Annotated in this window: 21 protein-coding genes; 10 read left to right on the top strand and 11 right to left on the bottom strand. The window is 31.2% G+C overall.

Annotated features, from left to right (window positions below; translation table 11 throughout):
- Positions 1-5 precede the first annotated feature (5 nt).
- Entirely contained in the window at positions 6-1,505 is a 1,500-nt protein-coding gene (locus AC27L2_RS03530; RefSeq protein WP_487210296.1) for a two-component system sensor histidine kinase NtrB, read from the bottom strand.
- A gap of 185 nt (positions 1,506-1,690) precedes the next feature.
- Between AC27L2_RS03530 and AC27L2_RS03525 the strand changes: the two genes are divergently transcribed.
- Positions 1,691-3,277, top strand: a complete 1,587-nt coding sequence (locus AC27L2_RS03525) for a DUF4139 domain-containing protein (protein WP_487210295.1) — start codon at positions 1,691-1,693, stop codon at positions 3,275-3,277.
- On the opposite strand, the gene AC27L2_RS03520 is transcribed toward AC27L2_RS03525, so the two are convergent.
- From AC27L2_RS03520 to AC27L2_RS03485, 8 genes are all read right to left on the bottom strand, one after another.
- Positions 3,267-4,094, bottom strand: coding sequence for a sterol desaturase family protein (locus tag AC27L2_RS03520; RefSeq protein ID WP_487210294.1), 828 nt, complete (start codon positions 4,092-4,094; stop codon positions 3,267-3,269). The two genes, AC27L2_RS03525 and AC27L2_RS03520, sit on opposite strands and share 11 nt — an antisense overlap.
- A 66-nt stretch (positions 4,095-4,160) precedes the next feature.
- Positions 4,161-6,107: a retaining alpha-galactosidase gene (locus tag AC27L2_RS03515; protein ID WP_487210293.1), complete on the bottom strand. Its 1,947-nt coding sequence runs from the start codon at positions 6,105-6,107 to the stop codon at positions 4,161-4,163.
- A gap of 1 nt (position 6,108) precedes the next feature.
- Entirely contained in the window at positions 6,109-7,011 is a 903-nt protein-coding gene (locus AC27L2_RS03510) for an N-acetylneuraminate synthase family protein (protein ID WP_487210292.1), read from the bottom strand.
- On the bottom strand, positions 7,008-7,544 hold the full coding sequence (locus AC27L2_RS03505) for a KdsC family phosphatase (RefSeq protein ID WP_487210291.1): 537 nt from the start codon (positions 7,542-7,544) through the stop codon (positions 7,008-7,010). Before AC27L2_RS03505 ends, AC27L2_RS03510 begins: the two co-directional genes overlap by 4 nt.
- Positions 7,545-7,588: 44 nt before the next feature.
- Positions 7,589-8,392: an SDR family oxidoreductase gene (locus AC27L2_RS03500; RefSeq protein WP_487210290.1), complete on the bottom strand. Its 804-nt coding sequence runs from the start codon at positions 8,390-8,392 to the stop codon at positions 7,589-7,591.
- A gap of 4 nt (positions 8,393-8,396) precedes the next feature.
- Entirely contained in the window at positions 8,397-9,728 is a 1,332-nt protein-coding gene (locus AC27L2_RS03495) for an aminotransferase class III-fold pyridoxal phosphate-dependent enzyme (protein ID WP_487210289.1), read from the bottom strand.
- A gap of 17 nt (positions 9,729-9,745) precedes the next feature.
- Entirely contained in the window at positions 9,746-10,570 is an 825-nt protein-coding gene (locus tag AC27L2_RS03490; protein WP_487210288.1) for a cytidylyltransferase domain-containing protein, read from the bottom strand.
- Positions 10,571-10,615: 45 nt separating this feature from the next.
- Entirely contained in the window at positions 10,616-11,623 is a 1,008-nt protein-coding gene (locus AC27L2_RS03485; RefSeq protein WP_487210287.1) for a hypothetical protein, read from the bottom strand.
- 180 nt (positions 11,624-11,803) lie between these two features.
- Between AC27L2_RS03485 and AC27L2_RS03480 the strand changes: the two genes are divergently transcribed.
- The 9 genes from AC27L2_RS03480 to AC27L2_RS03440 all read left to right on the top strand — a co-directional run bounded on the left by AC27L2_RS03480 (position 11,804) and on the right by AC27L2_RS03440 (position 20,004).
- Positions 11,804-12,742, top strand: a complete 939-nt coding sequence (locus AC27L2_RS03480; RefSeq protein ID WP_487210286.1) for a metallophosphoesterase family protein — start codon at positions 11,804-11,806, stop codon at positions 12,740-12,742.
- Between the two features lie 85 nt (positions 12,743-12,827).
- Complete coding sequence (gene rsxC / locus AC27L2_RS03475) at positions 12,828-14,246, top strand: electron transport complex subunit RsxC (protein ID WP_487210285.1); 1,419 nt, start codon at positions 12,828-12,830, stop codon at positions 14,244-14,246.
- A 29-nt stretch (positions 14,247-14,275) separates the two neighbouring features.
- A complete protein-coding gene (locus AC27L2_RS03470; protein ID WP_487210284.1) occupies positions 14,276-15,238 on the top strand; it encodes an RnfABCDGE type electron transport complex subunit D in 963 nt (320 codons plus the stop codon).
- Positions 15,238-15,801 (top strand): RnfABCDGE type electron transport complex subunit G, encoded by a 564-nt coding sequence (locus AC27L2_RS03465; RefSeq protein WP_487210283.1) that lies wholly within the window; start codon positions 15,238-15,240, stop codon positions 15,799-15,801. The genes AC27L2_RS03470 and AC27L2_RS03465 overlap by 1 nt, the downstream gene beginning before the upstream one ends.
- On the top strand, positions 15,798-16,493 hold the full coding sequence (gene rsxE, locus AC27L2_RS03460; RefSeq protein WP_487210282.1) for an electron transport complex subunit RsxE: 696 nt from the start codon (positions 15,798-15,800) through the stop codon (positions 16,491-16,493). Before AC27L2_RS03465 ends, rsxE begins: the two co-directional genes overlap by 4 nt.
- The gene (gene rsxA, locus AC27L2_RS03455; RefSeq protein WP_487210281.1) at positions 16,494-17,066 is read left to right on the top strand and encodes an electron transport complex subunit RsxA; all 573 of its coding nucleotides are present in this window, start codon (positions 16,494-16,496) and stop codon (positions 17,064-17,066) included.
- Position 17,067: 1 nt separating this feature from the next.
- Positions 17,068-18,030: an FAD:protein FMN transferase gene (locus AC27L2_RS03450; protein ID WP_487210280.1), complete on the top strand. Its 963-nt coding sequence runs from the start codon at positions 17,068-17,070 to the stop codon at positions 18,028-18,030.
- A 2-nt stretch (positions 18,031-18,032) separates the two neighbouring features.
- Positions 18,033-18,833 (top strand): RnfABCDGE type electron transport complex subunit B, encoded by an 801-nt coding sequence (locus AC27L2_RS03445; RefSeq protein WP_487210278.1) that lies wholly within the window; start codon positions 18,033-18,035, stop codon positions 18,831-18,833.
- A 721-nt stretch (positions 18,834-19,554) separates the two neighbouring features.
- Positions 19,555-20,004, top strand: a complete 450-nt coding sequence (locus tag AC27L2_RS03440) for a SoxR reducing system RseC family protein (RefSeq protein WP_487210277.1) — start codon at positions 19,555-19,557, stop codon at positions 20,002-20,004.
- A gap of 1,012 nt (positions 20,005-21,016) precedes the next feature.
- Here the strand turns inward: AC27L2_RS03440 and AC27L2_RS03435 are convergent.
- A complete protein-coding gene (locus tag AC27L2_RS03435) occupies positions 21,017-24,439 on the bottom strand; it encodes a PAS domain S-box protein (protein WP_487210276.1) in 3,423 nt (1,140 codons plus the stop codon).
- A 287-nt stretch (positions 24,440-24,726) separates the two neighbouring features.
- Entirely contained in the window at positions 24,727-26,328 is a 1,602-nt protein-coding gene (locus AC27L2_RS03430) for a putative Ig domain-containing protein (protein ID WP_487210275.1), read from the bottom strand.
- Positions 26,329-26,668 lie beyond the last annotated feature (340 nt).

The following is a 26,668-nucleotide window of genomic DNA, read 5'->3' as shown; positions in this document are numbered from 1 at the left end:
TCCCCTCAACTATTTTGTTTAATAGGAATTTTAACTGTGAATGTGCTTCCTTCATTTAATTTACTTTTAACTAGAATTTCTCCATTGTATTGTTTGATAATTCCATAACTTACAGATAACCCAAGACCAGTTCCTTTGCCAACTTCTTTTGTTGTAAAGAAAGGGTCAAAAATCTTTTCCATTGTTTTTTCATCCATGCCGCAGCCATTATCTGTGATATCAACATAAATATATTCTTCATCATAATTTGATTTTACTGTGATGATTCCATTTCCTTCGATAGCATCAAGTGCATTAATAAGAATATTTACAAAAACCTGAAGAAGCTGGTCTGCTGCAACATTAATTTGAGGTAAACTTTTTTTCAAATCAGTATCAAACTTTACATTTCGAACACGCTTGTCGTACTTCACAATACCAAGGGCAGTTTTAATTATATCAGTTATATCATGCATTGCTCTTTCATAACTTGGTGGTCTTGAAAAGTCAACAAGCTCTCTAACTATTTTTGAAATTCTATCGATATTTTCTTTGATGTAAGATAATTGTTCGGTGATAAAAGGGTCCTGACTTTTTCTCTGAAGTATTTGAACAAGTGAAGAAATTGATGCAAGTGGATTTCCAATTTCGTGAGCAACACCAGCAGCAAGTTGACCAATTACTGCTAATTTTTCCGATTGGTCAATTTGTGCCTGAAGTTTTTTGAATTCGGTAAAATCTTTAATTATAATCGACCTTCCTGAGTAATCACCTTTGCTTCCAGGCAATCTCGACACACTCAATTTTACACTTAGTATTCTTCCATCTTTTGTTTTTCTTTCTGTTTCTAAAATTTTTGTTACACCTTTTTTTACTTCTTCCTGAATTTGTCTTAATTCTTCTTGATATTTTTCTCCTTCGGGTAAAAGAAATGAAGATGGTTTTCCAATAATTTCTTGTTCTGTATATCCAAAAATTCTCTCTGCACCTTTATTCCATGCAATGAATCTTTCATTTTCATCAACCATCATAATTGCAGAATCTGAAGTATGCAAAATATTTTTCAGATATTGCTGATTAAGTTCAAGTTTGAAAGCTAATCTGTCTCTTTCGTATCTTAATTCTTTCATCTTAGCTTCTTGATGCAGCATTGCATATCGAACAAGAACCTGTTCAATTATTTCATCTATGAATCCAAGTAAAATTATTGGGTCGGTTGGACTCGCAATTTCTTTTTCAATAATGTTCAATACCGCATACCTTCCCTGACTAAACATCTGACTTACTTCAAGCAGATTTAAATTCGTTCTTGAAAATAAAGTATAGATGTCAATCAAATATTGGTCGGCTATTTTATAATCACCTTGTTCTAAGACATCAATAAATGTTGTGATGCTGCTTTCTACAAAAGTTTTAATTTGTGCATTTAACAATTTATCTTTAAAAAGCTGGATAAGCTTATCAGCCCAGTTTTCGGCAACCTGGTTAAAATGTTTTCTAAGAAATTCAATTAATAATTTTTTCATTCATTAAATGATTGGTTAATGGCAGAATTAATAATAAATTTCAGAAGATTATAATTACTTTAAGACAAAATTAAAGAAAGCCTTTCTCAATTGAAAGGTTGAAATCTATCAAGTTAGAATTTTTAGATGGAACTGATTCATTTATTATAAGTATAAAACACAACTTTTTTAAGAAAGAGGACTTTATGAAACCATCAATTTTATTTCTATTAATTTGGAGTTTGATCAATCAAATTAACGCTTCAAATGAACAGTTCATTAAAGCAAATATTACAAGCGTAAAAGTTTTCTTAAGAGGGGCAGAAATTACTCACACAGCAAAAGTTAAACTTGAAAAAGGAAAATCAGATTTAATTATTACTGATGTTGCACAAAACATTGACCCTAACAGCATTAATATTTCAGCAAAAGGAGAACTTGTAATTCTTTCCGTAAACCAGAAAGTTGATTATTTAAAAATCCCGGAAAAGAGCAAACAAATTAAAGTGCTTGAAGATTCTTTGGAAATTCTAAATAAAATTCTATCTTCAAAACAAAATGAAATTGAAGTTCTCAAAGCAGAAATTGATTTATTATATGCTAACAAAGAAATAGGAAGCAAAGAAAAAGGTGTTACTGTTAATGAACTGCAAAAATTTAGTGAATACTTTAGAAAAAGATTGACCGAAATTAAAAATAAAACAACAGAAATTTCACTCGATATCAAGAACATTCAAAAAAATATTGAAAGACTTACTAAACAGCTTAATGAACTAAACAACAACATTAACAAACCTGTAAATGAATTAGTAGTATCTATTTCTGTAAAATCAAAATGCGAAGCAGAATTTGTTATTTCTTACTTAGTAAACGATGCATCATGGCAGCCCGTTTATGATATTCGCGTCAATAAAATTGACTCGCCTGCAATTCTAAATTACAAAGCAAGCATAAAACAAAACAGCGGTTTAGATTGGGATAATATTGATATTGTTCTCTCTACAAGAAATACAATTCAGAATAATAATAAACCAGAACTTTATCCCTGGTTTGTAGATTTTGAAAAACCCATGTTAAGAAAAGAAGTTGGATTATCACAAAAAGTTTTTTCGCCAATGTCCAATGTAGTTGAAAGTTCAGCCGAATCAGAAACACTTGCAGATTATTTTGAAGTTGCACAATCTCAACTTTCAGCAGAATTTGTTCCTTCAATTAAATATTCTATTCCATCTGATAATAAAAGCCACATAATTGAATTACAAAATTTAACAATACCTGCAAAGTATGAATACTATGCAGTTCCTAAACTAGACAACAATGCTTTTCTTATTGCTTACTTAAGCAGCTGGAGTGAATTCAATCTTTTGCCGGGTGAATTAAATATTTATTTTGAAAATTCTTTTGTAGGGAAAACATATATCAATCCATTTACTTCAAAAGATACATTAACAATTTCCTTAGGAAGAGACCAAAACATATCCTGTTCAAAACAGATAATTAAAGATTTTACAGAAAGTAAATTTTTAAGCAATGATGTTGAAAGAATATTTGCTTATGAAATAAAAATAAAAAACAATAAAACTATACCCATCAAATTAATTGTTGAAGACCAAATCCCAATATCAAAGAATGAACAAATAAAAATAAAACTAATTGAGTTAGATAAAGGTTTACTTTTTGAAAATGAAGGGAGAATAAGATGGATGATTGAATTAAATGGATCAGAATCTGCAACCAAAAAATTGATTTATTCGGTTCGATATCCTAAAGACAAGATAATTCCTAATTTATAACTTCAGATTTTTCAAATGAAAAAATCTTTGATAAAATATTTTTGTTCTTTTTCTTAAAAGGTCTGAAAGCATAAATAAATTGCTTGAAATAATTATCGGGGAAATAAGTTTTCAAACCGTATTCTTCTGCTTTCTCTGGTGGAAGATATGCTGTATTAAAAATCCAATCCCAGATAGCAAGTTTTGTGGCAAAATTTTTATTACGTCCTTTTCCAGTTGTATGATGCCATCTATGCATTTCTGGGCCATTAAAAATCATTTGCAGCTTTCCTGTTTTTACATTGATGTTCGAATGAATATACATACCCCAAACTGCGCTAATTACGCCTTTGTATGCAGCAACTTCTGGAGGTGAACCAAGAAGAACAATAGGAAGAAATTCTATAGTTTGATTAATCAATATTTCAAATGCATGAGAACGGGAGCCTGAAAGCCAATCAACTTTTTTGGGTGAATGATGTGCTTCATGCAGCCGCCACAAAAATTTATTTTTATGCTGCCACCTGTGCATCCAGTAAATATAAAAATCATGTGTTATCAGATAAAAAATTAATTGAAGCCAGATTGGAACATTAGCAAACAATCTTAATCGAGATATGCCGGTAATACTGTCAATTGAATTTATGATAAATGTGAAAATGAAAATTCCAAGTATATAACTTTGTGCAATTGTATATAATGCGAGGTCATCAAAAAATCCTTCTCTAAAAATTTCCTGACCTTTATTATACGGGAAAATTCTTTCCAGAATTACAAACAGCAGAGCAGCAGAAATAATAATCAGATAGGATATTATTTCATAATTTTCTAAATGCATATTTAGTTCTTAAATTTTCATTAAGAACAAGCTGATTGTAAAATAAGTTTACATTGAGCTATAAAATTATTCAATAATTGCAACCCAGCCACCACCAGGGGCAAGTTGAATTTCGAGTTTGTCATTTTTTGTAATGGTTCTTTTAATCACTTTATAATCATTTGCATTTCTATCGGCATTTATTCCATCCTGATAAATTGTAATTGCATGTTCATTTTCATCATTAATAAAAGAGAAATCAACATTTAATTTTCTTGGAGTCCAGTTTGTCATTGCTCCAACAAACCATTTATTACCATTTTTTCTTGCTATCAATACATATTCAGAAACTTTTGCATCAAGAACTTTAGTGTAATCCCATACAGTCGGAACTTTAGATAAAAATTCCATGCATTCTTTTTCTTTCAAGTAGTTTGTTGGAGAATCGGCAAGCATTTGCAATGGGCTTTCATATACAACATACATTGCAAGTTGATGACATCTTGTGCCTTGACTCATTGGCTCAGTAAAAATGATTCTGAAATTTTCTTTTGTGCCATTGCGCATTGCACCAGGAGTAAAATCCATTGGCCCTGCAAGCATTCTTATAAATGGAATTGTAACAGTATGTTTTGGAGTTACATTTTCACTCCATTTATTATGTTCAAGACCAAGCACACCTTCACTTGTAATTACATTTGGAAAAGTTCTGTACAATCCTGTTGGTTTATATGCACCATGAAAGTCAACAAGGAATTTTCTTTTGGCAGCTTCTTTCGCAACTTTATAATAATAATTCACCATCCAAGCATCATCTCTTTGCATGAAATCAACTTTGATTCCTTTGATACCCCACTTTTCAAATTGATTCATTGCTTCTTCAAATTGGTCATCTAAAGTTTTCCAGATTGTCCACAAAATAATCCCAACATTTTTTTGTTTTCCATATTCAACAATTTCTTTTACATCAATGTCAGGGTTCAATTCTAATAAGTTTCCCAATTTATACCAGCCTTCATCAAGTATGACATACTCAATTCCATATTTTGAAGCGAAGTCAATGTAATATTTATAAGTTTGTGTATTAATTCCAGCACGAAAATCTACTCCATAAATATTATTTGCATTCCACCAATCCCATGCTACTTTTCCTGGTTTAACCCAGGAAAAATCAATATCACTTGGATGAGGTTTTGCAAGTTTATAAATCATTGTACTTTCAATTAGCTGACCATCATAATCTGTAATTACAAAAACACGCCATGGAAAATTTCTGCTTCCATTTGTTTTCACAAGATAATTTTCTCGCTCAATCACATAAATATCTCTGTCGTTTTTTGTTTCTACTTTTGATGGATAATTTGGGAAAAGTCCAACAAGTTTATATTTTGATTCATCATTTCCATGCAAATACATTCCGGGATAATCTTCAAGGTCGGCTTCTGTAATTGCACATTTGACATTTTCGTCTATCTCAATCAATGCAGGCAAAGAACAAAATCTTTTTGAATTAATTTCACTTATATTGATATATTTATACAATCTTTCTGAATGGGACATGAAACTTTCTTCTTCTGGAAAATAAATTTTATAATCTTCAGTAAAATTTGCTTCGAACTGTTCTGAATAAACTGTTATTTCATTTTTAAAATCTGTTTTAAATCTATAAGCAGCTCCATCATCATATACTCTAAATATCACTGAATAATTATTTTTCAAATTAAGAGTGAGTTCATTGTAATTATCCTTAATTGCATCAAACTTTTGTTTAACCACTGGCTTTAATATTTCATTAACAGTTTTTGTTTTAGAATTAATTAAAACTGGATTACTGCCAAGAATTAAATCATCTGATAACTTAAGTGAAATTTGAGATGGGGCTATAATTTGCCTGCCGTTTTTGAAAATAGAATAAGTGATAATATCAGAGATGTTAATGGTTACTTTTAAGCTTTTATTTGGAGATTGAACAACAAATTCTTTTGCAAAGAATTGGCTTGCAAAAATCAGCAACATTAAAATAAACTTTTTCATTTTAACCTCCGGTGTTTACAATTTCTTTATAAAATCTTCTTAACTTTTTCATGCTGCTAAGTTCGCTGTCATAAACTTTTTTAATTCCATCCCCAAGAGCTTTCTCAATATCACGAATATCTTTAACCAAACGAAACATGCCGCCAATTTCAACCGAAGCTGCCTGATCTGTTCCCCACATTGCACGATCTAGTGTTATGTGTCTTTCAACAAATGTGGCACCGAGTGCAACAGCTGCAAGCGTTGGTGCCAATCCTGTTTCATGACCTGAATAACCAATTGGAACACCAGGAAATTTTTCTTTATATGTCTGTATAACTTTTAGATTAAGTTCATCAACACTGCATGGATATGTTGATGTTGACTGTGCAATTAAAAGATTTTCGGTTCCAAGCAATTCTACAGCTTCTTCAACTTGTTCAAGAGTTGACATTCCGGTAGAAAGCATTACAGGTCTATTTGTTGATTTAATTTTTCTTAGAAGATTTTCATCTGTTAATGATGCAGAAGCAACTTTGTACATAATAGGATTAAACTTTTCAAGAAAATCAACTGCTTCAACATCCCATGCAGAAGCAAACCAGTCAATTCCTCTTTGTTTGCAGTAAGAATCAATTTCTTTGTATTCATCATATCCAAATTCAATTTTACGACGATATTCAATGTATGTTATTCTTCCCCAAGGTGTGTCTCTTTCGATGTTCCATTGGTCTTTTGGAACACATAGTTCAGGAGTTCTTTTTTGAAATTTTACTGCATTGCAGCCTGCAAAGATAGCACCATCAATTAATTTCTTTGCAAGTTCTACAGAACCATTATGATTAATTCCAATTTCAGCAATAATGTAAACTGGTTCTCCTTCGCCGATGTAATGTTTTCCAACTTTAATTTTATTTGGTTTCATTTTTTCCCACTTTTTAATTTGAGTTTAGCTTGAATAATAAGTTCTGCAAAATCTCTAAATGCACCATTACCACCTTTGTTTTTAGTTATATAATCTGCAGCATTTTTTGCAAAATCTGTTGCATCATTTGGACAAGCACTTAATCCAACTCTTTTCATAATTTCAATATCATTTGTATCATCACCAATGTATGCAACTTCTTCGATAGAAAGATTTTTTCTCTCAAGTATTTCATTAAGAATTTTATCTTTTTCCAATACTCCAAGATGAAGTTCAGTTATTTTTAGTTTTTTTGCTCTGCTTTTAACAATTTCGGTATCTTCTCTTGTAATAATTCCTGTTTCAACATTCACAAGGCTTCTCAATCTTTCTACACCCATTCCATCTCTGATAGAAAACCTTTTCATTTCTTCTCCCTTTGCAGAGTAATAAACTCCTGTATCTGTAAGAACACCATCAACATCAGTGAGAAGTAATTTAATTTTGGAAGCTCGTTTAAGAAGTTGTTTTTTTGAAAGTTCTTTTTTTGCCATAAGATTTTTAGAATTATTTGAAAATTTTTATCAGGAAAGATTCATCACCATGCAGTCCAGCCGCCATCTACAATTAAATTAGCCCCTGTCATGTAAGACGAAGCATCGCTTGCGAGAAAAATTAGTGCACCTCTATAATCATCCGCTTTAGCCATTCTTCCAAGCATAGTTTTGCTTGAATATTTCTCAATAAAAAATTCATCTTGAGAATTTTCCACACCGCCTGGAGTTAAAGTATTGACTCTTACACCATCTTTCCCCCAGTATGCAGCAAGATATTTTGTAAACATAATTACAGCTCCTTTTGTAGCAGAATATGCAGGAGGTTTGTAAAAAGTTTGCTTGCCGTCTTTATTTTTATATAAAGATTGGTCTGGTGCAGTAATTCCATATGTTGATGCGATATTAATTATACTTCCATATTTCTGCTGTGCCATAACAGAACCAATAATTTGAGAACAAAGAAACACACCTGTCAAATTAACATCAACAGATTTTTGCCAGAGTTCTAATGGATAATTTTCAAATTTTGATAGCTCTAATGCAGCTTTTGGATTTTCAAACATGTCATTAATTGCTGCATTATTCACAAGAATATCGATATGACCAAATTTTTCAATAACCTTATCTCTTAATTTTTTTATTGAATCTGGATTTGTAACATCAAGATAAATTCCTAATGATTCACTTGGAAGTGTTGCAGCAAATTCTTTGCACTTGTCTTCATTTAAATCGGCAACCACTACATTTGCACCTGCTTCGCTTAATGCTTTACAATGTTCTTTGCCAATTAAGCCAATTGCACCTGTAACAATTGCAACTTTATTTTTTAAAGAGAATAATTCCATAGAATTACTTTTTTGGTTTCATATTAAAGTTATCTACTTTTCTAAAGACTGGTTGAACTGGTTCGCCTTTTAGCATTTGTCTTAAGTTATTTTTTTCAATAGCTTGTTTTAATATTGACAAAGATTCTTCAAGAGCAGAGAGTGTATAATCAATATCTTCTTCTGTATGAGAAAAAGACATATTATGAAATCCTTGCCAAAGAACTCCGCGTTTAATCATTTCCTGCTGCATTAAAGATTTTTGAAGAAGCGGGTCTCCTGCTTTTTCATCAAAAGTTGCCATTGAACGCCAATTGTAACCAATTGCTCTTGTATAATCCATTTTTAATTTTTGTGCAATTTCATTGTAACCATCTTTTAACTTTTTCCCGATTCGATCAAGATATTGAGGAACATTTTTTTCTTTAAGTTCTTCTATAGTTGCTTTTGCTGCTGCAAGAGAAAGAGCTTCGCCGCCAAAAGTTGTGTAGAAGAAAACATTTTCATCAAGCAAATCCATTATTTCTTTTTTGCCTGTTAAGATTGCAATTGGCATTCCATTAGCAACTGCTTTTGAATAAGTTGCAAGGTCTGGAGTAATTCCAAAATATTCCTGTGCACCGCCAAGTGCCATTCTAAAACCAGTCCACATTTCATCAAAAATCAAAACAACATTTTTCTCTCTGCACAAATCTGCTAGTTTGTGCAAAAAATTATCTTTAGGTTCCTGAAATACAACAGGTTCTAAAATTACAGCTGCAGTATCATCATCAATTGAGTTTTTTACAGAATCAATATCATTATAATTAAAAGTGTAAGTTAAAGATTGAACAGCTTCTGGAATTCCGTGATTTCTTGCAGTAACAGAGATATACCAATCATGCCAGCCATGATATCCGCAGCACAAAATTTTGTTTTTGCCTGTGAAAGCTCTTGCCAAGCGAATCGCTGCGCTTGTAACATCTGCCCCGGTTTTGCTGTATCTTATAGCTTCTGCATTTGGAATAATTGAGTGAATAAGTTCTGCAACTTCAACTTCGAGAGGATGCATCATCGAAAAAGTAATTCCATCTTCAAGCTGCTTTTTAATTGCTTCGTCAACTTTTGGATATGCATAACCAAGTGAAAGCGGACCAACAGCCATCATAAAATCAATATACTCATTGCCATCTACATCCCACACATGCGAGCCTTTCCCTTTAACAAGATATTTTGGTGCTACACCATTAATCCACTGAGATGGACCTTTTGCAAGTGTTTGAGTAACGGATGGAATTAACTGAAGTGCGCGGTTGTAATACTCATTTGATTTTGTAATTGCAGGATAATCATTTGATAAACTTATTTTATTTGCCATTGTCCATTTATTTTTTGTTAATAATTATTTTCATCATTGATTTCTAATTTTCTCTTTTTTTTGTAATCCTCTATATTCTTTAATTCATCGAGATAATTTTCATACCAATATTTTCCAATATACTTTTTATTAATCTCATAAATCTCTGGTTTTTGTTTCAACAAATTAATAATATCATAAAGCCCGAATGGATAATTTGGTTCGTAGAGCTCTTCATAAACTCTTTTTATGAATTGATAATCTTCTTCAAAGTCAATTGTCCATCTGTGAACTGTTGAATAATCTAATCCTGTTTCCCATGTAACATTTCCAATTTTAAATTTATCTGGATTTTCCCAGATGTATGGAGTTGTATGTTCCCTTTCAAAATCTTTTTTTGCTTCTTTCCATGCTTTTTCAAGAGCAGAAAAAGAAATTACTTCAACATCATTTCCATCCGGATATGTTGCAGGATGAAGATTACTCACATAATCATATTTATCAGAATTATCAATGTAATATTTAATTACTGCATCAATCACATGCGGGTCAATCAATGGACAATCTGAAGGAATTTTGACAACTGCATCTGCATTGTAAAATTTTCCCGCTTGATAATGTCTATCAAGTAAGTCTGTTAAATGTCCTCTAAAGCAATTGAGATTATTTTCCAGACATAGCAATTCAATCTGGTCATCTTCTGAATTCTTTGATGTTGCAACAACGAGTTCGCCAATAAATTTGGATTGTTTTACTCTTTCAATCATTCGAATCAACAGTGGCTTTCCGAGCACTGGCAACATCACTTTACCCGGAAGTCGCGTAGAAGACATCCTTGCTTGAATTATAGTTACAATTTTCATTTTATATTTTATTATTTGATGTCTTCACAAAACGAAGAATAAAAATCAAACAGTCTTAAGTTCATAATGTTCATGAATTTCTTCAAGCGAATAATCTTGTGATTCGATAAGATGAATTCCAATTCTTGCTATTCTTTCTGCAGAAGTTCCATTATTTTGAATCGGCATTAATTCTTTCAATTCATCAATATTGAACGAAGAATAAACTTCTTTGCCTAAAGCAAGTCCAATGTAAACAACAGATGAATATTTTGTAATTAATACATCACAATTAGCAATCATGTGATTTGTATTTCCATTTTGAAATACAATTGCACCAGGTGCATATTTATTTATTTCACGAACTGCTCTATCATATTTTTCATTTGGATGGAGTTTGAAAATTAATTGACGGCCATTGGCAATTTTCAAACATTGCTTGATAAACTTCTTTCTGTTTTCATACTTAAAAGTTTCTCTCATATCCGAAGTTGCAACAAGAACATAATTTTTATAAGGGAAATCATTATTCAAATATTGTCTTGCATTATCGAAATTAGGAATTCCTGTTACAATAATTTTTTCCGGCTTTGCACCTTTTCGAATAAATAATTTTTTATATCCTTCCGAAGCTACACAAAACACATCGTATAAGTTCGACATTCCCATTGCAGCAGTGCTTGCAGTCCATCGTGGGAAATTGAAATACTTAACAAGATAAAATGCAAAATTCTCCGGGTCAGTCATTCCTTCCTGAACAAGAATTATTTTTTTGTTTCGAATATTTTTTGGGATTATTAAATCTGCGCATGTATAGACTAAATCATAATCATTTCTTAATCCTTTGTAATCAACTTTCAATTGATTTTTTTTGAGATAATCTTCGGTTTGCTTTTTGAAATTGCCGCCAAGAATTGTAAAATCAAGAATTCCTTTTTTTGCAAGCCATCCTAAAAATCCATCACTGTAATATGGAGTAAAGTAACAATCATAATCCTGAAGATGCATTGAAATTTGATGCATCATTGTAGTTTGATTTAATGAACCACAGATGAATAAAATTTTCTTTTTCATATTAATCTGTTTTTAAAAAACAATATTAAAAAATTTTTGTTAATCTACTGTTACTTTAATATTAACATATGATTAACAAATTGTTAAGTCAGAATTTTTCAAAAAACAAATTTTAACTTGTTAATGATAAATTAATATTCCCTTAATATTCTCTTAACAATTGAATTATAAATTTCTTTCATGAAAAAAATAAAATTAGCACACATTTCAGATTTACATCTCTGTAAAGATTACAAAAAGCAAAATATTCATCGCTTCAATCAATTAATCAAACTTGCTACCGAAGAAAATATCGACCATTTAATTATCACCGGTGATATTTCAGATAACTCAAATGAAAATGACTACTTAATACTAAGAAAGATTCTTGAAACAAACAAACTCTATGATTCCAGCAAAACATCATTAGTAATTGGCAATCATGATATATTTGGCGGCATTCAGGTGATTAATGATATTTCCAACTTCCCTTTAAAATGCATGAAGACTAATTATCATAAAAAAGTTCTTCAATTTAAAAACTATTTCAAAGAACTTTTTGAAAACACAATCACAATCTCAAAAAATATTTTTCCTTATGCAAAAATTATCGGGAACATTGCATTAATAGGTCTCAATTCTATTGATAAATATTCTAAACTCAAAAATCCTTTTGCTTCAAACGGTAAAATATCGAAAGAGCAAAGAAAAGCATTAAAAAAATTATTTGATTTGCCTTTGATTAAAAGCAAATTGAAAATCATAATGATTCATCATCACTTCTATAAAAATAATGTAGAAGCTAAGAGTTCATTCAATGCGCTCTGGAACAGAATTGAAAGTTATACAATGAAATTAAGAGGAAAGAAAAAACTAATTAAATTGTTCAGAAAAAATAATGTAAAACTCGTACTTCATGGACACAGTCATGAATTAAAAGAATACAACAGAAAAGGAATAAAATTTATAAATGCAGGAGGTTCTGTAGAAAATGATGAAATATCAGAACCAGGCTTATTTATTATTGAAATTGATAATGAAAATATTAAAATTAGTTTGAAACTGGTAAAAGAGGAAGAAGAAAAAAATCAAAAAGAAAAATTTTATAATAAAGAAATTTTAGTTGCTTACACTTCCTAATTTCTCAAAATAACAAATCACTTTTTCAAATCTGAAAAGTAAAAACAATTTCAGCTCCGATTAGCTTGTTTATTATTTATTAAACATGTCTATTCAAAGAATAATCATCCATGATATTAAGGAAGCAAAAAGAATTAATGGCATAAATTATGCCTCGATAAGTATTCTATTAATTGGAATTCGTATGATTTTATTGAATAATAAAAAAACTTTCAAAGGCGGAGTTCATCCTAAAGCTTATAAGGAATTAACAGAAAATCTTCCTTTTGAAATATTGCCTGCACCAAAACAAGTTATTATTCCTCTTTCACAACATACAGGAAAGCCTGCAAGACCTTTAATCAAAAAGGGGAGCGAAGTTAAAACTGGAGAATTGATTGCAGAACAGAATGGATTTATCTCTTCAAACATTCACAGCTCAGTTACTGGAAAAGTTATAAAGATAGGACAAGCAGTTAATTCAACTGGATTATTGAGAGAGTCAATATTTATTGAAACTTATGAAACAGAAGAATTTATTAAACTTCCTCCGCTTGACATTGAAAAAGTTTCATCTGAAGAAATTATTCAAAGAGTTAAAGATGCTGGAATTGTTGGATTGGGCGGCGCAGCATTTCCAACTTATGTAAAACTTTCACCTCCGCAAGATAAAAAAATTGACTATGTAATTCTTAACGGTTGTGAATGTGAACCATACTTAACAAGAGACTACAGATTAATGCTTGAAAGAACTGATGATGTAATTTCAGGACTTAGACTTATAATGAAAGCTGTAAATGTAAACAAAGGGATTATAGGAATTGAGGATAACAAAATAGAAGCAATTCAAAAACTTGAAAAAGCTGTATCAAATTTTCCTGAAATTTCTGTTATTGCTCTAAAAACAAAATATCCTCAGGGTGCAGAAAAAATATTAATTAAAGCAGCAACAAAAAGAGAAGTCCCACCAGGAAAACTTCCATTTGATGTTGGCTGCATAATTCAAAATATTGGAACTGCTGTTTCAATTTATGATGCAGTAACAAAAGGGGAACCGCAAATAACTGCTGCATTAACAGTTTCAGGAAAAGGCATTAACCAGCCTAAAAATTTAATTGTAAAAATTGGAACACCATTGATAGATGTTCTAAACTTTTGCGGCGGAATTAAAAAAGATGCAGTGAAAATTATTGTTGGCGGGCCAATGATGGGATTTACTCAATATGATTTGTCTGTTCCAATTACAAAAGCAACATCTGGAATACTTGTTCTAACAAAAGAAGAAGCATTTAATTTTGATGAAACAAATTGTTTAAGATGTGGAAAATGTGTTGAAGTTTGTCCTCTAAATTTAATTCCAACTCGATTGGCTCGTTTAACTCAATTTGGAAGATATGATGAAGCAAAAAAACTTGGAATTGCAGTTTGTATGGAATGCGGAACATGCACTTATAACTGTCCTGCAAATATTCCTCTTGTTCAATGGATTAGATTGGGAAAACAAAAAATTGTAACCTTAACATAAATTTTTATTGCAGAAATAAGAATTTCATTATGGAAACATTAAACAAATTAGAATTAAGTAGCTCGCCTCATGTTCATTCTAAATGGTCAACAAAAAAAGTAATGTGGTTTGTTGTTCTTTCATTAATTCCTCCTTTAATCTCAGGTGTAATTTTTTTTGGTACCTATCAATTACTAATTGTTTTGATCTGTGTATTCTTTGCTGTTTCTACAGAAGCAATTATTAAAAAAATTAGAAGAAAGAAAATTACAATTGATGATGGAAGTGCTGTTATAACTGGATTACTGCTTGGATTAATTCTTCCTCCAAATTTTTCATTAACGGCAGCAGCAATCGGGTCAATATTTTCAATAGCAATTGGAAAAGAATTATTTGGAGGATTAGGTTTTAACATTTTTAATCCAGCATTAATAGGAAGAGCTTTTTTACAAGCTGCATTTCCAGTTGCAATGACTACATGGTCTAAACCAAATTTTTCTGTTGATACAATATCATCTGCTACTCCTCTTGCTGCTTACAAATTTGACAGAGTTCTAACTAAACTCGAACCAATGATTATTGGAAATATAAGCGGTTCAATTGGGGAAACATCTGCAATTGCAATTTTAGCCGGTGGAATTTTTCTAATTACTGTTGGAATAGTCAACTGGAGAATTCCAATTTCAATGATAATAGGAATGATTCTTTTCAGCGGAATATTCTGGATAATTGACCCAATAAAATATCCAAATCCATTATTTCATATTTTTGCTGGAGGTTTTCTGCTTGGAGCCTTTTATATGGCTACCGACTGGGTTACTTCCCCAGTTACTTCTAAAGGCATGTGGATTTATGGTTTTTGTATTTCACTTATAATTGTAGTAATAAGAAGTTTTGGTGGCTTGCCGGAAGGAGTAATGTACGCAATATTAATTATGAATGCATTTGTGCCTTTAATTAATCGTTTGACAGTTCCAAAAATTTTTGGAGAACAAAGCCGGAGTAAGCAGTAATGAAAAAGACTATTCAGATTGTAGCTGTTTTAACAATTATTGGAATAATATCAGGAGCATTGCTTACAAAAGTAAATCATTGGGCAAGCCCATTAATTGCAGCTAATAAAAAAGCAGAAACTGAAAAAGGAATTTTTCTCGTGCAGCCGGATGGAAAATCTTATGAAAAAATTAATACAAGTGATATTGAAATCTACAAAGTATTTGATAGCAATAAAAATTTAATTGGCTATTCCCTGGCTTTAGAAGGAAATGGTTTTCAAGGAAAAATTAGATTGATGGCAGGAGTTTCAACTGATTTAAATAAAATTACTTCTATTGAAATCTTGGAACAAGTTGAAACACCTGGATTGGGTTCAAAAATCACAGAAGAAAATTTCAAAAATCAATTCAAAGGACTTCAAACCTTGCCGCAAATTAATTGGGTTAAAGGGAAAATACCCGAAAATCCAAATGAGATTCAAACAATTACAGGAGCTACAATTTCTTCAAAATCTGTGGTTGCAATTGTAAACAGTGGAATTCAAAAAGCAAGAAGCTTAAAAGAAAGAGGCACTTTATGAAAAAACAAGTTTCTGTATGGCAGGAATTTACAAAAGGTTTATGGGAAATAAATCCTACATTCAAGCAAATTCTTGGAATGTGTCCAACACTTGCTGTAACTGTTTCTGCCATAAATGGAATTGCAATGGCACTTGCAACTACATTTGTTCTTGTATTTTCAAGCTTTTTAATTTCATGTGTTCGAAAACTTATTCCTAATCAGGTTAGAATTGCTTCTTACATTGTAATCATTGCAACTTTTGTTACAATTGCAGATTTAGTTATGAAAGCAAAATTTCCAGAACTAAGTAAAGCACTTGGTCCTTTTGTTCCATTGATTGTTGTTAACTGCATTATACTTGGCAGAGCCGAAGCTTTTGCATCAAAAAATTCTCCTCTAAGGTCTGTAATGGATGCACTTGGCAATGGTATTGGATTTTTAATTGCTCTTACAATTATGGGAAGTATTAGAGAATTACTTGGCTCAAGAACAATTTTTGGTTACCAAATTCTCCCAAATTCATTTGAGCCTTTGCTCGTAATGATTTTACCTGCAGGTGCTTTTATTACTTTAGGTTTACTTATGGGAATTGCAAATGCATACATTGAAAGAAAGAAAAAACTCGAGCATGAAATTGTAATCAATAAATTCAGAAAGAGAAATTCAGCTCAAATAAATTTATCTCATAATGCTGAATTAGCGGAGGAGTAAATGGACTTACTAATTATTTTTATATCAGCTGCTGTTGTAAATAATTTTGTGCTTTCAATGTTCTTGGGAATTTGCCCTTTTATCGGTGTATCAAATAAAATTTCTTCTGCTCTTTCAATGGGAATGGCAACAACTTTTGTTATGACTTTAACTGCTGTTGTAAGCTGGATTTTATATTTCAAAATTCTGATTCCATTCAATCTTGATTTTCTTCAAATACCTTCTTTCATTCTTGTAATTGCTTCTTTAGTTCAATTTGTTGAAATGGTAATTAAAAAAATTAGTCCGCCGCTTTATCGTGCACTTGGAATTTTTCTTCCATTAATTACAACAAATTGTGCAATTCTTGGATTGGCTTTAATTTTATCAATGAGAAATTATTCATTTCTTCAAAGTATATTTTTTGGATTAGGAGCTGGAACAGGTTTTACACTTGCACTTTTAATCATGGCTGGAATAAGAGAAGAACTTGAACTGGCAGATGTTCCAAAAGTTTTTCGCGGTGCACCAATTACATTAATTACAGCTGGACTTTTAGCTCTGGCATTCATGGGTTTTGCTGGAATGATTTAACATGAAAAAAAGTATTTCATACATATTAATTTTTTTCTTAATTGCTTCCTGCAGCAATCAAAAAACAATTAAGCGAACTACTATCGCAATGGGAAGCACCGTTGAAATTCAGGTTCGAGGTGTTAATGAGGTTCTTGCCAATAAAGCAATAAATGCGGGCTTCGAAGAAGTAAGAAGAATTGATACACTCTTTTCAACCTATATAATTGGAAATCCAATGTGGAAATTGAATAATACAGATGCAGATGAAATAATTGTTGATAAAGAATTTTTTAATGTATTGAAAAGATGTGATGAATTCTGGAAAGAAACTAATGGAGCTTTTGATGTTGCTCTCGGAAATTTAATTGAATTAATTGGCTTTGATAAAAATTCACCAGATATTCCTCCACCCAATAAAATTCAAGAAGTACTCAAAAAAATTGGCTGGAAACATATCACCTTAAAAGAACCAAATATTTTAATTAAGCCGGCAAATATTAAACTTAATTTTAATGCCTGCATTCCAGGTTATGCAGCAGATAGAATAGCAAATATTCTTTCAAATTATGGGATTAAAAATTATTTGATTAATGTTGGCGGAGAAATTTTTGCAAGAGGAAAAGATTGGAAAATTGGAATTCAGCATCCACGCAAAGAATTTGAATTACTTGCTTCACTTAATGTTGATGGAAAAGGTGTTTCAACTTCCGGAGATTATGAACAATTTTTTAGAAAAGGGAAAAAAACATTTACACACATTTTCAATCCTATTACAGGATATCCGGCAAATGAATGTCAATCTGTTACAGTCATAGCCGATGATGCAATGACTGCTGATGCCCTATCAACAGGAATTTTTGTTCTTGGTCCAAGAAAGGGAATTAAATTAGCTGAATCTTTAAAAAATGTAGAAGTAATGATTGTTGATTCTTCTGGTACAATTTATCAATCTTCTAATTTTGAAAAATATTTATCGAGGTAATTATGGAAATGACATTGATAATTGCTATTGCAACAATGGGAGGATTAGGATTTTTATTTTCAAGTGGATTGGCATTTGCAGATAAAAAATTAAGGGTAGAAGAAAATCCTTTAATAGGCAAAATTAATGAAATATTACCAGGAGCAAATTGTGGTGCATGTGGAAATGCAGGATGTTACGATTTTGCTGTAAAAGTTGTAGAAGGAAAAATTCAAGCAAATGGTTGCCCCGTAGGCGGCGAAGAAACAACAAAATTAATTGCAGAGATTCTTGGAGTTAAAGCCGGAGAAACCATTAAAATGATTCCAAGAATTTTATGCAATGGAAATAAATATAATGCTTCTAAGAAACCAGTTAATTATTCTGGACCTAAAAGTTGTGCAGTAATGTCAATTGTATCAGGCGGCGATAAACTATGTCAATATGGTTGTCTGGGAGGTGGAGATTGCGTAAATGCATGTCCATTTGGTGCTTTGATAATGAATACAAATGATGAAATGCCTGAAGTGATTGAAGAATTGTGTACAGGCTGCGGATTATGTGCAAAAGCCTGCCCCAGAAATCTAATTGAAATGCATCCTATTGAAAGAAATGTATTTGTTTTTTGTAAAAACCAAGATGAACCAAAACGAGCAAAAGAAGTATGCAAAGCTGCATGCATTGGTTGCGGAATATGTGCCCGCAAATCTGATGGCGGAATTGAAATGATTGATAATCTTGCTGTAATTAATTATGATAAATTAGATTTATCAAAAATTCCTTTTGATAAATGCAGCACAGGTGCAATTAAAATATTAAATTAATCGCTGATATTATAGATTAATAATCTGTCTATGTCAACTATTGTGTTTTTCAGAAGGATGAAAGGCTTTCAATAAATTTTTATTGAATTAGAATTATAGAAATTATATTTCATACAAAACATTGAATAATTCGATGAAAATAGTTGACATCTTAGCAGTTAAATTTTTTGAAACTGCAAGGAATGCAATGTTCTCAAATTTTTAGAGATTCTTCGTCCGCCTTTGGCGGACTCAGAATTACACGAAGTCTTTTATGTCAATGTTTTCGAGATTCTTCATCCACCTAAGGCGGATTCAGAATGACACAATGTTTTCTTTTTTATCCTAAGTATTAAACTTTTACGTCATTCTGAGGTAGTCCCGCCAAAAAGGCGGGACGACCGAAGAATCTATTTGTTTAATTGAGATTTTCAGAATGACTTTTGAATATTGTCTTTCTGAGGAGTCCGTCTTTAGCGGACTCAGAACGACATGAAATTTTTTATATCGATTAAAGAAAAACAGAGAAAATCTTATTAATCTGTGTTTATCTGTGTTCAAAAATATTGAAACCGCAAAGTTCTCAAAGAAAACTTTGCGGCTTTGCGAGAAATTAAAAATCATGAGATTACTTTTGGTCTATTATACTACAAAATACTTTGTGTTTTTCTGCGACCCATGCTTGCTTCACGCAGGATTATATTCAACCTCAAAACATAAAGAGAAATAAAATTGAATAATTATGTTCTCCGAAGAAATAATTGAAGAAGGAATCGTAATTTCATCATCTAATCCCGACAAAGCCGGGACTAATGGATTTGCAGAAATAGTCTTAACAAAAAATGCTAATTGTGAAAATTGCTCTGCGAAAATATTATGCACCACAAGAGATAATAATTCAAAAACTCTTAGAGTAATTGATAATTTCAATACCAAGCCCGGTGATATTGTCAAAGTATCAATTCAAGGGAGTGCCATTCTAAAAGCTTCGATTATAATTTATGGAATACCACTTTTAGTTTTTGTAGCTGGAATAATGCTTAGTTATTATTTATTTGATTTTAAAAATAGTGAATTCTATTCCTTTTTATCTGGGGTAAGTTGTGTTTTGATTTATTACTTTTTTCTATTTCTAAAGAATAAATTTATATCCCACAACGTTTATCCAAAAATAATTTCTGTTAACAAATAAATTATAAATTTATAAATCTTCTTTCATAAATTAACGAAATCTGCAAGTTATTTTTATCACTAAGGACACTAAGTTCATCACGAAGGAACATAAAGTTTTATCCTTCGTGTAACTTTGTGAAATCCTTAGTGGTCTTTGTGGTTAAATTTTTTCATGCAAAGCCGCAAAGAAAACTTAGCGTCTTTGCGAGAAATGAAAAATAAATTAAGAGTGTTTTGCAACAAGATTTATAGAGATTCTTCGTCCGCCTTTGGCGGATTCAGAATGACATGAAGTCTTTTATGTCAATGTTTTCGAGATTCTTCATCCGCCTTCTGGCAGACTCAAGAACGACAAAATGTTTTCTTTTTTATCCTAAAAGTATTAATAATTTTACGTCATTCTGAGGGAGTCCCGCCAAAAAGGCGGGACGACCGAAGAATCTATTTGTTTAATTGAGATTTTTAGAATGACTTTTGAATATTGTCTTTCTGAGGAGTCCGTCTTTGGCGGACTCAGAACGACATGACCGAAGAATTTAGAAGTAAATTCTCGCCAAGACGCAAAGATTAAAAGACGCAAAGAAAACTTAGCGTCTTTGCGAGAAATGAAAAATAAATTAAGAGTGTTTTGCAACAACATTTATAGAGATTCTTCGTCCGCCTTTGGCGGACTCAGAATGACACGAAGTCTTTTATGTCAATGTTTTCGAGATTCTTCATCCGCCCTTGGCAGACTCAAGAATGACACAATGTTTTCTTTTTTATCTTAAGTATTAATACTTTTATGTCATTCTGAGGGAGTCCCGCCAAAAAGGCGGGACGACCGAAGAATCTATTTGTTTAATTGAGATTTTCAGAATGACTTTTGTATATTGTATTTCTGAGAAGTCTCGATAAATCGGGACGAAGCAGCAAAAGCAAAGTAATTTACATTGATGAATAAATTAAAGATTGCTTTTCGCATAATTCAGAATTTACAAGGAATAAATAGAACAGATTTACAAAAAATTTTTTCTATAACATCTATCTTTTCACTTCTTCAAAAAAGTAACAGTAAATATTGTACCCACATTCTTTTGGGATTCAACAGTAATGGATGCATTATTCAACTCACAGTATTTTTTTACCAGTGCTAATCCTAATCCATTTCCTTCATATGGTCTTGAATATCCCTGTTCCTCTTGCACAAAGGGTTCAAATAAACGAGGTAAAAATTCTTCACTTATTCCAATTCCTGTATCTTTTACTTGAACAACTTTTTCTTTATTCTCATTTTCTTTAAGAATAATTTCAACATATCCTTCTTTGGTATATTTTATAGCATTGTCTATCAAATTCGCGAATATTTGTGTTACACAATATTCATCGACAAAAATTTTTGCATCTTCAATTTGATATTTTGTAATTAAACTCAAACCTTTGTTTTCTGCAAGTCTGAGATACTCATTATATAAACTTTCCAGAATATCATTTTTTAAGTCTATCAATTTTGGGTTTGTTTGAAATGAACCAATTTGTAATTCAGACATATTCAATATCTGGTCAATAGTTCTAATGATTCTAAACGAAGCAGAATCAATACTCGAAAATAATTGTCGATATTCCGGGTCTACAAGGTCATAAACTGATTCTTTAATAAGATTTGTGCTGCTTACAATAATATTTATTGGAGTTCTAATTTCGTGTGAAACCTGAGCAAGAAATTCAGTTTTAATTTTTTCTGCTTGTTCAGCTTTTTCTTTTGCTTTAATTAAAGCTTCTTCAGCTTTTTTTCTTTCGTCAATATCAATATGAACTCCTATAGCTCTAAGAGGTTTTCCTTGGTAATCTCTTTCAACAATTTTTCCAACATTTAAAATCCATTTCCAACTTTTATCTTTTGTAAGCATTCTGCACTCAACACTGAAGGTTTCGCTCTTTCCTACTTCATGTTCTTTAATTTTCTTTTTAACAATTTCTAAATCATCTGGATGAATTAAATTAATGTAGGCATTTAAATCAGATTGAATTTCTTCAAGCGAATATCCAAGCATTTCTGCCCATTGTCTGTTTCTGATTACTTCTCCAGTAACAAAATTTTGGTCCCATAGACCAATATTTGCACTTTGAATTGCCATATTGAGTCGTTCTTCACTTTCACGCAATGCTTTTTCAGCATTTCTCTTCTCAGTAATATCAATATAAATTACTTGATACAGTTTTTGATTATTCCAGATAATTTCTTTTCGATATACATCCAGAATTTTTATCTTGCCATCTTTTCTAATAATGCTAATTTCATAATGAGGAGTTTCAATTCCCTGCTTTCTTAATTCTCTTCTCTTCTTGAATTCTTCGTAACTTTCTTTTGTATAGCGGTTTGATACTGATGTGTTTATTAATTCGTCAAGACTGTCATATCCATAAATATCAAGCAGAGCTTTATTAGCATAAACTGTTTTTCCTTCTTCATTAACTATTCTAATTCCAACAGATGAATCATCAAAAGAATGTCTGAAGTTTTCTTCTGCCTGTTTTAATGCAAGTTCTGCTTTTTTTCTTTCTGTAATATCTATTAATGTTCCAACCACAGCTGGTTTATTTTGATGAACAATTCTTACACCATGCACTTCAACATCTATAACTTCACCTGTTTTCTTTAATCCCTTAAATTCATATCTGATTTCTTTGATATCCCCTTCAATTCTTTTTCTAATATTTTCGGTTACAATTGATCTATCATCTGGATGAGTTAAATCAAGTGGCCCAAGTTTATCAATTATTTCTTCAGCTGTATAGCCAAATGTTTTTGCAAGAGAAGGATTAACATATTTGAAAACACCATCTTGAATAAGATACACACCTGTAAGTGCTGATTCGGAAAGCTCTCTAAATTTTTCTTCACTTTCTTGTATCGCTTTTTGAAATTTGCGTTCTTCAGTTTGGTCACGAAAAACAAGCACTACACCGATAATATTTCTGTTATTATCAAATATTGGCGCTCCAGAATCTGCAATTGGAAATTCTTTTCCATCTTTCGAAATCAAAACTGTATGATTAGCTAAACCTACAACAATACCTTCCCTCAATACTCTTCGAACAGGATTTTCAACTTTATTTCTTGTTTCTTCATTTATGATATTAAAAACATCTTCAAGAGGTTTACCTTTTGCTTCTTGTTCTGTCCAGCCGGTTAATTGTTCGGCAATTGGATTCATTATCATTACCTGTCCTTCAGTGTCTACTGCAATTACAGCATCTCCAATACTATAAAGTGTAGTTCTTAGTTGAGATTCTCTTAATCTTAACGATTCTTCCATCAATTTTTTTTCTGTGATGTCTTCATAAGTTCCAAGCACACCTTTAATATTTCCTTCAGAATCAATTAATGGAACTTTACTTGTTCTAAGCCAGATTAGTTTACCATCAGGAGTAGTTTGTGGTTCTTCATAATTCAGTTTTGGCTGCTTTGATTCAATAACAAATTTATCATCAGCTCTATATAAATCTGCCTGTTCACGCCATCCCATTTCATAATCATTTTTGCCAATAATTTCGTCGGGTGAATTTAATCCAGAATCGAGTGCAAATGGTTTATTGCATCCAAGATAATTAAGATTAAGGTCTTTCCAGAATACTCTTACAGGTATTGTATCGAGTATCAGTCGAAGCATGTTTCGAGATTCTTTCAGTTCTTTTTCAGCTTTAATCCTTTTTTCTTCTTCTTTGAAATGTTTAATTGCAAAAGATAAATCCAGTGATAATTCTCTAAGTAGATTTATCTCTTCATTACTGAAATAATTTTTTTGATTTGAAATAAAATTTATTGTTCCTGCAAAATTTTCATCAATAATTAAAGGCAGGGAAGCAAATGAATTTAATCCAAGAGAAACCAGAATATCTTTCTTTTTTTCATCGGTTAGCTCATTGTTAACATCATTGCATACTAAACTTTCATTGGCAAAAAATTTCGCATCAAATAACTCATCAATAATTTTTTCTTTCAAGATATCAAAAAGTCCTGGTTTCTGCTCATTAAAAAATAACGGCTCAAGTTTCATAGTTTCCTGATTCAATAAACTTATCCAGCATACATCATAATTCCCTTCCTGAACTACAATTCTGCAGATATCTTTAAATAATTTTTCTTTTTCTTTTATTCTTACTATTGATTGATTAACATCACTCAAAACGCGATATAATCTATTAAGACTTTTAATAATCCTCAGACTTTTCTCTTCAATAATTTCTTCTTCTTTTTCTTTTGAGCGCCAGATTATATAAACACTTATCAAAACTAAAGACAACAAAAGAGCAATTATTATAAAAAATGATTCTGATTTAACATTAAGAGGTTGAATAATGTCTTCATGTTGATTAATGAAATGCAAACCGAGAAGAAGTAAAAGTGATAATATTATTAGAAAAAGAAGTCCAAATATTGCGCCCTCAAATATTTTTTTCTTATGCAGCATAATTCTATTTATTAGTTATTCTACATTTCAATTTGCCATAAAAATTATTTACTCATAACATTTATTAAATACTGATAAAAATTAATTAATTACAATAAAATTTATGTCAATTCTGTTATTATATAAATGAAAATAAGGGGGGCAGAAAGAAAGAATTTATTTTTTCAAAACTATGGCAGAATAATTACCCCCGCAAATCAATATAACAATAAAAATCAATTTAATATTTATTACATCTACATTATCGTATTAATGAAATTATTTTTTAATTAAAATGAACCAAAACATTATTTCATTAACAACATTTTTCTAACTGAACTAAAGTTACCTGCTTCAATTTTGTAAAAGTAGATTCCGCTTACGAAATCAGCAGCATTAAATACAATCGAATGATAACCAGCAGGCAAAATTTTGTTTATCAATGTTGCTACTTCTTTCCCCATTGAGTTATAAATTTTTAATGTTACATTTGCTTCCTCTGGTAAAGCAAATTGTATTGTTGTTGATGGATTAAATGGATTTGGATAATTCTGATATAATTCGTATTGAACTGGAATACCAGAATTTTCTTTTACACTTACTACTGGACTTGTTTTAACGGAAGTTGTATCATAAACAATATTGTGTCCATCAAATACAGCAATTATAATCTGAAATGTTTTATTTGCCTGGTCTTGAGTTGGCGTCCATGTAAACAATCCATTTTGAGTAATTCCTGCATTATCGGGAACTTTAACTTGAGCAAAAGTTAATTGGTCCCCTTCTGCGTCATATGCCTGATATTGGAATGAGAAAGTTACCGGTACATTATGAACCATTACAATTGTATCCTTAGGAATTGTTTTAGTAAATACTGGCGGTTGATTTGCATTAGCAACATTGATTATCAAATTTTTAGAATCTGTTGCATTATATTCATCCATTACCGTAAATGTAATAATATATGTTCCGGCTTGATTATAATTTGGTCTCCATGAAAATAAACCTGTCGATGTAACTTCAGCACCTAAAGGTAATCCTGTTGCAAAGAACAACAAAGTAGCACCTGAATCAGGGTCAGTGGCTGTTAGCTGCAAAGTGTATAATTGACCTTCATTTATATTTACTGGACTTGTAGTATTCAGATTTAATGTTGGAGGTCTATTAATATTTACAACTGTTATTAAAACAGCTAAAGTAACAGTATTAACTCCATCACTTGCAGTAAATATCACATTATAAGTTCCCTGCTGATTAAAATTTGGTGTCCATGTAAAAGTTCTTGTTGCAGCATTAAAATTAGCCCCTTGAGGCAAATTTTGAACACCATACGTTATTGGATCATTTTCCGGATCAGTTGCATTAATTGTAAAAGTTAATGTTTCTCCTTCATTAACACTTTTATTTCCTATTGCAGAAAATACGGGAGGATTATTGGTCGTACTTACTGTTGCTGTTCCATTTTGCCAGGTTACTTGCAAAGTTTGAGGACCAAACATTTTAGGATTAATATTTCCATTTCCATAATCAATATCACCAAACTCTAATGCTGTAGAACCACTATTTCTAAATTTTATTCTAATATTAAACAAAGTACCTGAACCAGTTAATGGATATGCACTTGCCCATGATACTCTCAAATAACCATTTAATGTATCAACTTTTATAGTTGGACTATTGCTTGCAAGCATTGTCCCTGTAGTACTAATTCCCATTATATATGCAGCACTCTTATTATAGTTTATCTGAAACTGAAATGATGTTACATTTTGTCCTGTTAAATCTGAAACAGTAATTGGAAAAAGATTTTCGCTATTAGGTGCTCCAACAGCTGTAGGCAATGAAATTACAACTTGTGAATAACTTAAACTATAGAACAATATTACAAAGAAGAATATTAACTTTTTCATTTCATTTCCTCTAATTTATAAATGATTTGTTTATTAATATAAAATAAAAATTATGTTTTCTCAAAAGGTACTATAATTTTTTGTGATATTTACCATAAATTTCTTCGTAGGAATGATCGAATAAATCCAGTACTTATTCACTTCATTTGAATAGTGGGAAATTGGAATGATGGAATATTGGAATAATGCGAGCGTGCCAATCTTTTTAGCTCTCCAAATTTCCTGCATTGGCTTACTCTACAACTTCTCTGCGCTTCTCTGTGATTTCTCTCTGTGGTTCTCCGTGTAACTTTTTTTACACTGAGAAACACTGAGTATGACACTGAGAACCACTGAGTTT

Source organism: Rosettibacter sp. KY25, from assembly GCF_057554405.1.
The sequence above is the reverse complement of the archived record's forward strand: the minus strand, read 5'-3'. Positions and strand labels throughout refer to the sequence as shown.